Here is a 13,964-nt window from a genome sequence, read left to right on the forward strand (position 1 = left end):
GGGTGCGGAGCCACCGTATTCATCCCCTCACGCCGCGGGCACCGTCGCTCCTGACGCGGCGGCGATCCGGACCTCCGCCCTCCGCGTCACACCACCGACCGTCACCGCGAGGGTGACCGTCCCCGGCCGCAGCGCGGTGAGGGTGCCCGTGGCCGGATCGAAGACCGCCGTATGGCGTGGCCGGCCCCCGTGCCGGATCTCGGCGGTCCCGGCCCTCCCGGTGTCCGTGATACGGAGGTTGGGGGACCCGGACCAGTCGGCGCTCAACGGATGTCCCACCGGCACGGCCCTGCTCCCCTGGATGACGGTCGCCTTGACCCGCGAGCCCTGGCCGGGGGTCAGAACGGCCGGAGCGTCCAGGGCCAGCGCGTCCGTGTGCGCGCGGGTCTGTACGGAGACCCAGTCGGGGCCGCCCTTCCACGGTTCGAGGCGCGCCGCCGTCCACTCGCCCCGGGACACCCGGTCCACTCCCACCAGCGACCAGCCGGTGAAACCGCCCTCGCCCGCCGGGGCCGACGGTGCCTTGCCGGAGTTGCCGTTGATCAGATACGGCACGCCGTCCACGCGCGAGGCGTCGAAGACTCCGACATGGCTGCCGATGAGCCCCGCGCCCTTGCCCGTTGTGCGGCGGAAGTCCGCGAGCCAGTGCTCGACGAGCGCCGCCTCCTTGCGGTCGGTCAGCTCGCTGGCCTTCTGGACGGTCGGGTCGCGCGGCGGCACGTGCTCGATCAGTATCACCGAGCGGACCCGGTCGTCACGCGCCGCCGCGTCCAACTGCTCCCGTACAGCCTTGATCTGGGCGAGGCCGCCGCCGCGCAGACTCAGACTCGATGTGTCGAGCGTGAGGAAGCGGGTCCCCTCGTGGTCGAAGATCCGTTGGGCGGGGCCGAACTGGTCGGTGAAGTTCTTGATGGAGCCGCCCATCACCTCGTGGTTGCCCGGTACGTAGTACCAGGGCAAAGAGTCCCCCAGTTCCTCGGTCAGCACCTTGCGGGCGAAGGCGAGATCCTCGGGCGATCCCTCGTCGACCAAGTCGCCGTTGACGACCAGGAAGTCCGGCTTCGCGGCCTTGATCTCCCGCAGGGTGCGGCGGGCCTGTGCCACGATCGCGCCGTCCGGGTCGCGGGCGACGAACTGGGCGTCGGACATCACCGCGAACCGCCAGTCCCTGCCCGCCGTTCCCCTTGCCGTGTCGATCAACGGATCTGCGGCACGCGGCTGTTCGGGCAGCTCCACCGTGGGCGGCACCTGCGCCGTCAGATCGTCGATCACGATCTCCCCCGTGTACTGCTTGGCGGCTGCCGTCTCCGCGAGGTAGAAGCGGTTCACACTGAGCGGCATCGCCGCCCCGGCCGGTACGGCGAAGGTCACCTGCCGCCAGCCCGTCCAGGTGAGATACGGACCGCGCAGCAACTGGTCCGATCCCGCCGCGTCCTTGAGATGGAGCGTGGGCCACGCGCCCTTGCCGTCCCCCTTGATCCAGAGTGTGAAGGACTGCGGCTGGCCGGGCACCGGGACCGGCTTCGGCGGATTCGCGTAGGCCGCGCGGGTGGCGGTGGACCGGGTGAAGTCGTACGAGAGGGCGAGCCCGGTGCCGGGGTGGCCGTCCGGGGTGGCGGCGACCGAGCCGCCCGCCCGCGCCTGGCTGAACGTCCAGGACGCGGCGTCGTCGAAGTCGGCGACCTGCTGTTCCTCGAGTCCGACGCTCACGGCGAGGACGGTCGTGACGCCGCCGGCCGTCGCCGTGATCCGTCCGGCGCCGGTCCCCTTCAGGGACTTGACGGTGAACGCTCCCTTGCCGTCGTCGGTGACGGTGAAGAGCGAGCGGTCGTAGTCGAGTCGCACGTCCTGCGGTTCGATCGGTGCGCCGGCCCCGTGGGCGTCGAGTCCGACGATGCCGAAGGTGCCGGTCGCCGCCGCGTCCGCGAGTCCGACCCGACGAGTGGTCGGCTGGATACGGTCGAGCGAGCCGAGCACCGTCAACTCCGCACCGCCGTGGGCGCGTCCGCGTTCGGCCCGTACCTCGGTGGTACCGCCGGCGCGCGCGGTGAACACCCCGTGGCTGTCGACCCGGCCCACCGAGGACCGTACGGCCCGCCAGTGGGGAGCACCGGCCGCCGGGCCGTACGTCTCGTCGTAACCGGTGGCGGTGAGCCGACGGGTCAGCCCGGGAAAGACCCGCTCGGGGTGACCTCCCTTGACGGGGTCGACGGTCGGGGCGTCGGCCGCGGGCGTACGGGGCTCGACCCAGAAGCCGTCGAGCCGTCCGCTGCCGTCCGGCGCGGTGAGGGCGAGGCCATTGGGAACCGTGCGCTGGCTACCGTCGGAGGGGCTGTTCTCCACCCGCATCGCGTCGCTGCCCGGCGCGCGGGCCACCAGCGTGGAGGAGCCGCCGCCGTCGAGATTGAGCGCACTGTAGGCACCGGCCCGCCGCATCATCAGGCCGAGTTCGGTGAGGGTGACCCCACCGCTGTCGGCCTGTCGGCCGTCGACGGTGATCACCTGCATCGTGCCGCCGTCACGAGAGAACCCGACGGCGGTGCGGGGCGCGGCGATGTTGTTGCCCTCGCCGTCGTGGTTCTGCGCCGCTCCGTCCACGACCAGCAGTTCGCGGCCTCCGACGGCGGTCCGTGGCACCGGCCCGCCGTCGGTGCGCGGCCGGTACGCCAGGGTGACCGGGTCGCCGGGCCGCAGCGCCGCGAGTGCCTCGGCGCCCGCTTCCCGGCCGACGAGCGCCGTGGTGCCCTCGGCGACCGGCCCGCGGCCCGGTCTGTCCGTCACGGAGACGACCTTGCCGTCCCGTACGGTCGCTTCCGCGACGGGAGTGGCCCGGTCGACGGTGAGCGCGCGGTCGGCCTCGCCCCAGCCCGCCGTATAGGCGCCGATGCCGCCGGTCGGCACGTTCGCCGCGTTGTACGCGGCCAGCGCGCGCGGCCCGGAGGGAAGTGTCACGGTCCCGTCGAAGTACAGCTTCAGAAGGCGCCCGGCGTCTCCCGGACCGAAGCCGACGGCCTGGTTCGCCCCGGCCGCCGGAGAGTGGACCACCTTGCCGTCCGCGACACCCGGGCCCTGGGGCGCGCCCGTCTCGTTGATGTCGAAGAAGTCCGCGTTGATCGCGGCGACGGTACGGCGACCCGGTCCGGGATCGTGGCGGGCGGCGAGTTCGGAGACCGTACGCCGGTCGGAGACCTTGCCGGAGGAGAGGTAGTCGGTCTGTGCGCCCTTGCCGCCGAGATCGACGGAGAGCGCGTTCACGCGCAGCCACTTGTCGGATTCGAGACGGTCGTACGAGGTCAGCCGGACGCCGGGGGCGACCGGACGGGAAGCGCGCGCGGTCTCGATCCCGTCGGCGTCGACCCGCGGGGAACCGCCGGATCCGGGCGCCGTGCGGGGCGCGCCGGCGGGTGGGGGCGCGATCGGCCGCAGCATCTCCGCGGACGTGTGAGGACGGGGGTCGGGGGTGGAGTCTGCGGAGGACGGGGATACCGCCCCCGCCGTCAGAGCGGTCACCACCGCGAACAGCACGGCGGACCGCTTGGCGATGCCTGGGCCCACAACTTCTCCTGAAGGACGGGGACATACGTATGGGTGAGCGCTGTCAGCCGCCAGCATTGCCGTGCACACACCAATGAACCAGGGGTTCGGGGGAACCGCGGGGAGAACACACGGTGACGCGGTCGAACCGTTCGGTCGCCCGCGGTCCGCTGCTCTGATCCAGTGGTAGTTCCAAAGATCCCCCATCGAATCGCGGGTTGTCCGTTACCCAGCGTGAGTCGCGGCGTTGAACGTGCGAAGGCCGCACATCGTGCGGCCGTGATTCATACGTTCAAGGAGAAACTTGATGTCGCGTATCGCGAAGGCAACCGCTGTTCTCGTCGGCACGGGTGCCGTGCTGGCCGGTGGCGCCGGTATGGCCGCTGCTGACGCCGGCGCCGGGGCGGCGGCCATCGGTTCGCCCGGTGTCCTGTCCGGCAACGTGGTCCAGGTGCCGGTGCACATCCCGGTCAACGTCTGTGGCAACAGCATCAACGTGGTCGGTCTGCTCAACCCGGCGTTCGGCAACACGTGCGCCAACGTGTCGGCCCCCCAGGTCAAGTCCCATCACCACAAGGGTGGTCACCACAAGGCGGATCACCACAAGGGTGGTCACCACAAGGCCGGCTACGGCAACTGATCGCCCGTTGAAACCGCGCGGCCACGGGGCCGTGCGATTCCGGTGAGAGACGGCCTCCCGCGTTTTCGCGCGGGAGGCCGTCGCCGCCTCAGGGTGCATGACCGTCAGACCTCGTAGCGGTAGAGCTTGCTGTGGTCGAGAAGTTCGGACGGCTTGACGTTCCACGGCGGCATGGGTTCTTCCAGGCTGATGGCCCGCCCGCTCTGCGGATCACCGGCCCGCAGCTTTTTCCTCGGCAGATAGGTCGCCTTCGGGTGCTTCCGCCGCCAGCGGTCCCAGAGCAGATCGACAAAGGCGTGGTGGAGCCAGAAGACCGGGTCGTTGGGCGAGGAGCCGCCCAGCATGTGCCCGCCGACCCAGCGGTGGACGCGGTTGTGGTTGCGCCAGCGCCCGGTGCCGCCGGACGCCCAGCCCTCCAGCCGGTTCCGGAAGCCCGAGGTCACCGTGGAGTCCCAGGGGGCGGCGTCGTACACCTTCTCGTTCATCGCCCAGGCCAGTTCGTCCTTGGTGGGCAGCGAGACCGAAGCGGACGGGCGGCCGAAGTTGCGGGTGAGGTAATTCCCCTCCGTCACAGCGTCCTTGATCTCCCAGTTGCCCGTCGTGTAGGCGAAGGGACCGGTCATGACCTGATGGTCGCGCGACCGGCCGTTGCCGCCGAGGAAGTCCTCGGACCACAGCGAGGCGGCGGGCGTGTTGTCGGTGGTCCAGTCCCAGTACGGGACGGTCACCTTCGGGTCCACACGCCGGAGCGCACGCTCGAACTCCAGCAGAAAACGCCGGTGCCAGGGCAGGAACGAGGGAGCCATGTGCCCCGCGCGCGGCCCGTCCTCCGCGTCGGAGACGTAGTACTGGATGTGCAGTTGGACGAACTCCTCGTACTCACCCCGGCGTTTGAGCTCCAGGACGGCGCCGACGAACCTCTTCTTCTCGGCGCTGGTGAGCTTGCGCTGGTTCTTTCTGGTGTACACCGGTGAGGTCTCCTCCTGTCAGATGTGGTGGATGGGCCCGGAGAGCGACAGTTGGGCGCCGTCGAGGTCGTCGACCGCCGCACGGGCCGTTTCGAGCAGCGTCGGGAACGACTCGTAGTGATTGACCGCGCTCAGGAAGCTGCCGTCGGCGCGCCGCATCACATGCAGGGAGCGGCCGTCGATCCGGATGTCGTACGCGGATGCCGGCGACGGCGGGGAGTCGTCCGGAACCGCTGAGGCTGGGGGGACAGAAGGGGCGGAGGCGTCGGGCTCGGAGGCGAGGTGCGCAGGCACCGCACCGGCACCACCGGCACCACCTGCACCACCTGCACCACCTGCACCGATCTGGATACGGCGTCCCCGGTACATCCCGTCGAAGACCCGGCTCACTTCGGCCGCCGTGCCCGCTCCTCCGCCGGCCGCTCCCCGAACCACTCCCCGGGTGACCCGACGGCCCGCCACGAAGACAGGGGCCAGCGCCGCCGAGACGCCCGCGACCACACCGAGGGTGAACGCCGCGCGCAGCAGACGGCGCCGGGAGCGGCCGCCGCCGGACGGCGCGGCTTCGCCGGGAGGTTCGGGGCCGACGGCCACGGGTGCGGGCCGCTTCGCCCGCGCGCGTTCCGGCTCCGTCCGCGTTCCGCCTGGCATGAACGACCTCCGTTCGTCGGTGGTGCCCACGCCGTACGTACGGGATCCGGCAGCGGAACCCGCTGGGCCTGCCGGAACCGGGAACGGGGCGCGGACACATTGCTTGGTCGGGGCAGCGGCTCAGGTGTGCGACGGGGGCGCAGAGGCCGGCCGCCGCCCCGACCAGGACAACGAGACGGAGGCCAAACAGTTCTTCGGCGGGCGAACCGCCACGCTCCGTAAAGATGTAGAGATGGAGGGATGTAGGGATCAAGAGATGTTCAGAGGCCCGTAGGACCGTTCGCCCTGATCCGCTCCGGAACGGGTAGAGGCGAAGTGCGGGCCAGGGCGGACCGGCGCGGGTCGTTGCCCCTGGGCGCGATGAGGCAAGGTAGGCCGGGTCCGCCGGTTCGCGGACAGCACGATCGAGGAAGTGGGAGGCAGCGTGTCCGCCGAGGAATCCGGGCGCGGGATCTCGTCGCAGGGCGGCGGGGCGGGTCCCGCTGAGCGCGGTCGGCCGCGCGCGGCCGACGGGCCGCGCCAGGGCCGGCTGACCGGCGCGCTGCGGCGTACGCCGATCGCGCTGTGGCACGACGACGCCACGGACCGGGCCGCGGCCCTGACCTACTACGCCGTCCTGGCGATTTTCCCGGCGCTGCTCGTCACCCTCTGCTCCATCGGGCTCGCCGGTTCCGACGCCAGCGGAAAACTGGTCGGCCAGGTGTCGGCACTCGTGCCGGGGCAGTCCCAGATCCTGGTCCGCGACGCGCTGGAAGAGATGGCGCGGCAGCGCGCAGCGGCCTGGCTGCTGGCGTCGTTCGGCACGGTCGGCGCGCTGTGGTCGGCCTCCAGCTATCTCGGGGTGTTCCGCCGCGCGCTGCACACCATGCACGGCGCGGTCGACCACCGGCCGCCGTGGCGTACCGCGCCGCGTATCGCGCTCACGGCCTGTGCTCTGCTGGCGCTTCTGGTGACCAGCGCCTTCACGCTCGTGCTGAGTGGGGAGGCGGCGGTCGCGCTGGGGCGTGTGCTGGGGATGGCCACCACTGCGACGGTGGTGTGGAACGTGCTGAAGTGGCCGCTGTTGTTGGCGCTCGCGGCCGTTCTGGTGCTCATCGTGTTCCGTACCGGTCCGCCCGGGACGCGTCGGCTGCGGCGGTCCCTGCCCGGCGGGATCCTGGGGGTCGCGCTCTGGTTGCTGACGTCGGCCGGCTTCGCCGTCTACACGGCCCACGCCGGTACGTACAACCGGCTGTACGGATCGCTCGCCGGTGCCATCGTGTTCCTCGTCTGGCTCTGGGTCACCAACCTCTCCCTGCTGGCCGGTGCGCAGTTCAACGCCGAGCTGGTCCGAGGTGACAGGGACCGGACCGCCGCGTCCGTTTCCGTACCGCCACCGGCCGGCGGACCGCCCGGATCCTACGAAGGCCGGTCCGACGATGTGGATGTCGTCGGACCGGCCCGTCACATGTCCTGAGTGGCTCGGAGGCTCAGCGGTTCGGAGGCTCAGTGGCTCGGCCACTGGGGGACCCGGCCGCCTGAGCGGCTCGGCCCTCCACGAGCTCGGTCACTCAGGGATTCAGCGGCTCAGGAGCTCAGCAGCTCAGGTTGTTGCCAGGGGTGGTTCCGAGGATCTGTACGAAGCGCTGGTAGCTGTTGATCCGGCTTTGCACCTGTCCGGGGTTGCCACCGTTGCATTCGATGCTTCCGTTGATGCTCCGGATGGTCTCCCCGAAGCCACTGCCGTTGACCATCGCGTTGTGCGGGGTCATCCTGCCCGCGCCGGTCTGGGTGTTCCAGAACCAGAGGGCCGTCTTCCAGGCCACGGCCGCGTCGGTCTCCACCAGGCGCGGGTTGTTGAGCAGGTCGATGCCCAGGGCGTCGCCCGCCGCCTTGTAGTTGTAGTTCCAGCTGAGCTGTATCGGTCCACGGCCGTAGTACATGGCCTGGCCCGCGGGGCAGCCGAACGGCTGCGACCAGTCGCAGTAGTGCGGGTAGTTGGCGCTGTTCTGCTCGACGATGTGGACGAGTCCACCCGTCTCATGGCCCACGTTGGCCAGGAACGCGGCGGCCTCCTGGCGCATGACGGTGTCGCCGCCGGTCTTCGCGAAGCCCGGGTAGGCGGACAGCGCGGCGGTCAGGCCGCTGTAGGTGTAGAAGGGGTTCCGGCCCGGGAACATCTGGTTGAACTGGGCCTCGCTGACGACGAATCCGGTCGGATTCCCGCCGCCGCCACAGTTGAACGGCTCCCAGTACCAGGTGCTGATGACCGGGTCGTAACCCGGGTTCTCGTGCTCCGCCCGGTAGTAGTTCCCATCGGTGTACCGGACGATGTCGCCGGCGTTGTACCAGCGGCCCGCGACCCAGGCCGGGTATTCACAGGCCATTGCCGCACGGTCCGCCCTGGAACCGTCGGCCCTGAAGGTGTCCGCGGAGGCGGAGGAGGCGGGCAGGAATATCACAAGGGCCGAAACCATCGCCGTGAGCAGTGCCAGAACGCGCTGCCCCGACCGTGCCGAGATCGGTCTCAAATGACTCACTCCTTCGCGCGAGCCGCCGTCTCCGGCGCTCGCCATGGGGGGTGAAGGAACCAAAGCCGAGTTGCGTGGACCCTGTCAAGGTCTAGACCAAGTCGGGGAGTTGTCGAGGGCGCTTCCCGGCCTCTTCAGCAGGACGGCCTGGACAGCGTGGAGGCGCGTACCACCAGCTCCGGCTGGAGCACGATGCGCCGGTGCGTGTGTCCGGCGGCGGCGTCGCCGGTCTCCTCTATGAGCAGATCCGCCGCAACCTCGCCCAGCTGTATGGCGGGTTGGCGCACCGATGTCAGCGGTACGGCGGCTGCCGAGGCGAACTCGATGTCGTCGTAGCCGGCCAGCGCGACGTCCTCGGGAACCCGTATCCCCGCGTGGTAGAGGGTCTGCAACACGCCAAGCGCGAGCAGGTCGTTGGCGCAGAACACGGCGGCGGGCCGCCGTGCCATGCCGAGCAGCCGCGCCCCGGCGTCCCGGCCCGCCGCGACATCGAGGCGGGCGGCCTCGACATGCCGGAGCGCGTCGGGCGGCAGTCCCGCTTCCGCGAGGGCGAGCAGCGCGCCCTCGCGGCGGTTCTGGCACTGCGCCAGACGCATCGGGCCGCTGACGTACGCGATGTCCTGGCAGCCGCGCCGCAGCAGATGCCGTACGGCCAGGGCACCGCCCGCCACATCGTCCACGGAGACCGAACAGCCGTCCGCACTCGGCACGATGCGGTCGACGAAGACGAAGGGGATGCCATGGCGGCGGAACATGTCGATGTTGCGGCCGGTCATGTCGGCAGGAGTGACAAGCACTCCCCGTACCTGCTGCTCGGTGAACATCGTGAGGTAGGCGGCCTCCTCCGCCGGGCTCTCCGCGCTGTTGCACAGCATCACCCCGAGCCCGGCCGCGCGCGCGGAGCGCTCCGCGCCCGAGGCCACCCCCACGAAGAACGGGTTGGCCATGTCGAGCACCAGCATGGCCAGAATTCGGCTACCGCCCGCGCGCAGCAGACGTGCGGATTCGCTGCGCACATAGCCGAGCCGGTCGATGGCGGACAGGACGCGCCGGCGGGTCTCCTCGGTGACGGACTCGGGGCGGTTGATCACGTTCGAGACGGTGCCCACCGAGACACCGGCCGCGCCCGCCACGTCCTTGATTCCCACCGGGCGACGCATCAGACGGAGACTTCCACAAGCTCCAGGTCGCTGAGTCCGGACAGTGCGCGCAGTTCCGGCAGCAGCCGGCCGGTGGCCAGGGCCCAGTGGTGGCCGACACCACTGGCGCTCCAGGCGTCGGTCCACTCCCCCGGGTCGCAGCCGAAGTCGACGCGGGAGGTGGTGTTGCCGATCTCCAGGTGCGGTCCCGGGACGACCTCGCCCTCGGCGGCGATCAGGCGGTACCGGCCGTCGCGGCTCTGTCCGAGCCCGACCAGGGTGACGGGCCCGTGCCGTACGTCGAACTCGACGGAGACGCCCCAGCCGCGCTTGCCGTGGTAGACGCCGAGTCCGCGCAGCAGCGGCTTGCGCTCGCTGATGGCGAGGTGCCCGGGTCCGTCGTGTCCCATCTCGACCACGTCGGCGGTGAAGTCCAGCGCCTGGAGTTCGGTGAACGAGCCTCCGGCGCCCAGACGGTCGGCGATCAGCATGGCCAGTGAGGTGCGCAGCTCGTACTCACCGCAGGCCGGGATTCCCCGGGCGGTCAGCAGCGAGGAGCCGAGGATCATGCCGGCGCCGAGCCGTTCGTGGATCTCGGCGTCCAGCCCGCGGTGGTAGTACGCGAGCGAGTCCAGGTCGAAGTCGGCGACCAGCCGGTCGAGACCGACGGAGACGCGGGCGGCCCACCGGAGGTCGTCCTCGACCACGGAGTCGGCGAGTTCGAAGATGTCACGGGTCTCGTCCAGTTTGGCGGTGAGTTCGTCGTCCTTGACCTGGTCGACCCGTACCCGCAGATCGTCGAATTCCACCACTTCCACATGGCCGCCCAGCCGGCCGGGGACCATGGTGAGGTCGGTGGAGACGTCGTACATCCCGGGGTAGAGATGCCCCATCAGGCCGTGCCGGCCGTTGCGGAGGACCGAGCGGACACCGGCGGCGCGGATCCAGCGGCCGATGCGCCGCCAGGCGCGCTCGTCCTCCAGGTGCCCGGAGACGGAGCGGAACGGTACGCCGACGCGTTCGAAGGCGTTGGCCATCTCCGGCAGCGGACAGGCACCGCAGTACGCCAGCCACTGCCCGGTGTCGAAGGACGCGTGATCCATCGACGGGGTGGGCTGGAGGTTGATCAGCAGGACGGGAGCGCCACTGCGCTGGGCGATGGGGACGAGCATGGTGGCCGTCATGTACGTGGTGAGGAAGCCGACGATCAGGTCGCAGTCGGCGGCGCGCAGCTTCTCGGCGGCAGCGGCCCCCTCCTGCGCGTCGGAGATGAAGCCGACGTCGATGACCTCGGCGTCGAACTCCCGCATACGTTCCGTGACACGGGACGCGGAGCGCTCGAGTTGCGGGAGCAGGTCGGGGAACTGCGGCCAGTAGGCGCCGAGTCCCCCGGCGACCAGGCCGATCTTCGGCCGGCGGGCGACTGCGGGAGTGCGAGGGGGCATGGTGGTTCCTTAATGCCGTGGGGGTCCCGAGGGTTCCTCAGGACGGGAGCCGGAAGTCGATGACGCGCAGCGGCGAGGGGGTGGTGCCGCTCGACTTCTGCTGGTACATGAACGACAGGAACCCGTCCTGGGTAAGGCGGGTGTCGTCGACGACCACCTCGCCGAAGGCGTTGAGCCCGGCGCCGTCGAACACGGTCTTCCAGTCGCTGTACCCGGAGGACTTGGAGGCCGCGACGATCCGTCCGTACGGCATGACGGCGTAGGCGTTGTCGTACCGGTCGAGGACGAGGTGGGTGCGCTGGGTGGAGTTCGGCGCGACCGGTATCTCGGTCTTCTTCCAGGTGCCCGCGGCGTTCTTGAAGACATGGAAGGCGCGGCCGTTCGCCGTCCGGTCGTTCACGTAGTTCGTGGTGCACTGGCCGAAACGGCCGGGGACATAGCTGATGATCGCGTGTGGCAGGCCCGCGCGGTCGGTGGCCTGGCTCTCCTGGTTCATCAGCGAGTGGTCGGGGTTGAGGGGGTCGACGACCGTACCGGCGTCGTTGACCGCCACCTTGTCGGATCCGCCTGTGGTGCCGACGACCGTGCCGGCGGCGTTGCGCCAGGTGCGGCCGCGGTCGGCGCTGTAGACGTAACCGGTGTCGTGGTTGGTGAGTCCGCCGCTGTCGCACATCACGGCGTTGCTCTGCTCGCGCCAGGTGTAGAAGGCGTTCAGCCTGCCGTCGGCGCCGTAGTCGATACCGTGCAGATACATGTTGCGGGCGGTGCTGGAACCGTGCTCGCTGGTGTACGTGCCGGTGGAGCTCGACCATTCGCCGAGGCCGGTCCATCTGGAGCCGTCGTACTCGGCCAGCGCGTTGCGGCCGTTGCCGGAGACGCCGACACGATAGCTGAGCTGGAGGCGGCCCTCAGGGGTGGCGACGAACTGCGGATAGGTGAACTGCGAGGTGAGGGCGAGCCCGTCGAGGGTGGTCTGTACGGAGCCGAACTGGCCGCTGTTCCAGGCGCGTCCGGCGGGGTCGTTCAGCAGCCCGGCCGCCGACTTGACGTAGAAGAAGCCGTTGCTGTGCGAGTCCATGTTGATGTGCAGCCGGCCGTCGACGCGTGAGATGCCCATGGAGATGACGTTGTGGGAGTCGTTGACGGTGAGCTGGTGCGGCAGCCGCGCCGTCTGCCAGGCGGACGCGCCGAGTGCACGGCGGGCGATGACGGCGGTGCGGTCACCGGTGTACCAGGCGGCGTATTGGTAGCCCTGGTAGGTCAGCAGCCCGTTCTTCTGGAACGAGTTGTTGTTGACCAGGCCGTCGTACGACACGAAGTAGACGGCCTGGCTGTCGAGTCGGGTGTCGGCGAGCTTGGTGACCGCCGGCGCCGGGTCCGCCGCCCGTGCCGTGCCGGCCGCGCCGGGCAGGGTCGCGGCGGTGAGGAGTGCGGTGGCCAGTCCTGTGGCGGTCCTGGGGCGTCTCCTGGGCCTCGTGTTCCTCATGTCGATGCCTCTCGGTGTGTGGCTCGGTGTGGCTCAAGCGAGGTGGAACACCTCGGTGAGCGGCTTCATCGCCTCGTCCGGCCTGGGGCGTGTCACGAAATCGGCGCCCATGGTTTCGGGCGCTTCGTTCTCGAAGAAGGGCGCCATGTCCGCCTGCCACCGGGCGTTGACCTCGGTGGCGGCCATGGCGGCCCGGGCCGCCGCGAAGTCCTCGGTCTCCAGGTAGCCGACGAGCAGCCCGTCGTCGCGCAGGAAGAGCGAGTAGTTCCCCCAGCCGCACTCCGTCAGGGCCTGGAGCATCTCCGGCCAGACGGCGTCGTGCCGCTCCCGGTATTCGGTGATGCGGTCCTGACGGACCTTCAGCAGGAAACAGACGCGTTCCACGGGCCCCTCCGATCGGAAGTCGGACGTGACGATTCAGAAGTCGAACTTGTCGATGTTCTTCTTGTCGAAGACGGTAGGCTCGCCGAGAATGACCTCGCCGTTCTTGCCGATGGTGTACTCGCCGAGCTTGCCCGCCTTGAACTTCTCGCCCTCGGCGCCGGTGATCTGGCCGGAGGCCAGTGCGGCGGCCGCGTACGAGCCCAAGTAGCCGAGCTCCTCGGGGTTCCACAACGAGAACTGCTCGACGGTGCCGTCCTTGACGTACTTGCGCATCTGGTTCGGGGTACCCAGGCCGTTGAGGACGACCTTGCCCTTGTACGAGGAGTCGCTGAGGTAGCGGGCGGCGGCAGCGATGCCGACGGTGGTGGGCGAGATGATGCCCTTGAGGTCCGGGTACGCCTGGAGCAGGCCCTGGGTCTGCTGGAAGGACTTCTGGTCCGCGTCGTCTCCGTACGCGACCTTCACGAGCCGCATGTTCTTGTACTTGGGCAGCTTCAGTTCGTCCTTCATGAACTCGATCCAGGTGTTCTGGTTCGTGGCGTTCTGGGTGGCCGAGAGGATGGCGATCTTGCCCTGGTAGCCGAGCTGTTCGCCCAGGTGCTGGACGAGACTGCGTCCGATCTCCTCCGAGCTGGCCTGGTTGATGAACACCTGCCGGCAGTCCTTGGCGGTGTCGGAGTCGTACGCGACGACCTTGATGTTCTTCTTCATGGCCTGCTTGAGGGGGCCGCACACCGCGTTCGGGTCGTTGGCCGCGATCAGGATGGCGTCCTGGCGCTGCTGGATGAGTGTGTTGATGTACGAGACCTGGGACGAGGCGTTGGCATCGGAGGGGCCGACTTCCTTGCCGGTCCCGCCGTACTCCTCGGCGGCGGCGATGCCCGCCTCGTCGACGATCTTCTCGTACGGGTTGTTGATCTGCTTGGGCAGGAACGCGAGCTTGAGGTCCTTCTTCAGGGGGGCGCTCGGGTCGGCCTCGGCGGCGTTGCCCGCGTTCGACGTGTCCTTCTCCGCGCTGTCCTTGGTGGTTCCGGAACAGGCGGTCAGCGCGAGCGCGAGGGCACAGGCGGTGGCGGCGGTGGCAGCTGCGCGGCGCCGGGCGGCGGTACGGATCATCATGGCGGGCGTGGGCCTTTCGGAAGGTTCAGACGCTCGGGCGGGGATCGGCCGGGCTCGGTGGGCGCGGGGGCTGACGGCTACTCAGCGG

Annotated in this window: 11 protein-coding genes; 2 read left to right on the top strand and 9 right to left on the bottom strand. The window is 69.9% G+C overall.

The genetic code is table 11. From position 1 onward, the window contains the following. Nucleotides 1–27: 27 nt before the first annotated feature. Entirely contained in the window at nucleotides 28–3,555 is a 3,528-nt protein-coding gene (locus ACIQD6_RS09170) for a phosphodiester glycosidase family protein (RefSeq protein ID WP_401880064.1), read from the bottom strand. Between the two features lie 286 nt (nucleotides 3,556–3,841). Between ACIQD6_RS09170 and ACIQD6_RS09175 the strand changes: the two genes are divergently transcribed. Beyond that, complete coding sequence (locus tag ACIQD6_RS09175; protein WP_401880066.1) at nucleotides 3,842–4,174, top strand: chaplin; 333 nt, start codon at nucleotides 3,842–3,844, stop codon at nucleotides 4,172–4,174. 104 nt (nucleotides 4,175–4,278) lie between these two features. Here the strand turns inward: ACIQD6_RS09175 and ACIQD6_RS09180 are convergent, their stop codons facing one another. Then, entirely contained in the window at nucleotides 4,279–5,142 is an 864-nt protein-coding gene (locus ACIQD6_RS09180; protein WP_401880068.1) for a tyrosinase family protein, read from the bottom strand. A gap of 18 nt (nucleotides 5,143–5,160) precedes the next feature. After that, nucleotides 5,161–5,793: a tyrosinase family oxidase copper chaperone gene (locus ACIQD6_RS09185; protein WP_401880070.1), complete on the bottom strand. Its 633-nt coding sequence runs from the start codon at nucleotides 5,791–5,793 to the stop codon at nucleotides 5,161–5,163. A gap of 412 nt (nucleotides 5,794–6,205) precedes the next feature. Here ACIQD6_RS09185 and ACIQD6_RS09190 point away from each other — a divergent pair, with 412 nt between their 5' ends. Further along, nucleotides 6,206–7,249, top strand: coding sequence for a YihY/virulence factor BrkB family protein (locus ACIQD6_RS09190; protein ID WP_401880072.1), 1,044 nt, complete (start codon nucleotides 6,206–6,208; stop codon nucleotides 7,247–7,249). A gap of 118 nt (nucleotides 7,250–7,367) precedes the next feature. Here the strand turns inward: ACIQD6_RS09190 and ACIQD6_RS09195 are convergent, their stop codons facing one another. The 6 genes from ACIQD6_RS09195 to rhaS form a co-directional block, all read right to left on the bottom strand. Next, nucleotides 7,368–8,249, bottom strand: a complete 882-nt coding sequence (locus ACIQD6_RS09195; RefSeq protein WP_401880769.1) for a glycoside hydrolase family 19 protein — start codon at nucleotides 8,247–8,249, stop codon at nucleotides 7,368–7,370. Between the two features lie 188 nt (nucleotides 8,250–8,437). Then, nucleotides 8,438–9,463 (bottom strand): LacI family DNA-binding transcriptional regulator, encoded by a 1,026-nt coding sequence (locus ACIQD6_RS09200; protein ID WP_401880073.1) that lies wholly within the window; start codon nucleotides 9,461–9,463, stop codon nucleotides 8,438–8,440. Beyond that, on the bottom strand, nucleotides 9,463–10,887 hold the full coding sequence (locus ACIQD6_RS09205) for an arabinose isomerase (RefSeq protein WP_401880075.1): 1,425 nt from the start codon (nucleotides 10,885–10,887) through the stop codon (nucleotides 9,463–9,465). The genes ACIQD6_RS09200 and ACIQD6_RS09205 overlap by 1 nt, the downstream gene beginning before the upstream one ends. Before the next feature lie 37 nt (nucleotides 10,888–10,924). Continuing rightward, nucleotides 10,925–12,373 (bottom strand): BNR repeat-containing protein, encoded by a 1,449-nt coding sequence (locus ACIQD6_RS09210; RefSeq protein WP_401880076.1) that lies wholly within the window; start codon nucleotides 12,371–12,373, stop codon nucleotides 10,925–10,927. Between the two features lie 33 nt (nucleotides 12,374–12,406). Then, complete coding sequence (locus ACIQD6_RS09215; RefSeq protein WP_401880078.1) at nucleotides 12,407–12,757, bottom strand: L-rhamnose mutarotase; 351 nt, start codon at nucleotides 12,755–12,757, stop codon at nucleotides 12,407–12,409. 33 nt (nucleotides 12,758–12,790) lie between these two features. Further along, on the bottom strand, nucleotides 12,791–13,876 hold the full coding sequence (rhaS, locus tag ACIQD6_RS09220; protein ID WP_401880079.1) for a rhamnose ABC transporter substrate-binding protein: 1,086 nt from the start codon (nucleotides 13,874–13,876) through the stop codon (nucleotides 12,791–12,793). Nucleotides 13,877–13,964 lie beyond the last annotated feature (88 nt).

The organism is Streptomyces sp. NPDC088400, assembly GCF_044753355.1.
In the GTDB taxonomy this organism is placed as follows: Bacteria; Actinomycetota; Actinomycetes; order Streptomycetales; family Streptomycetaceae; genus Streptomyces.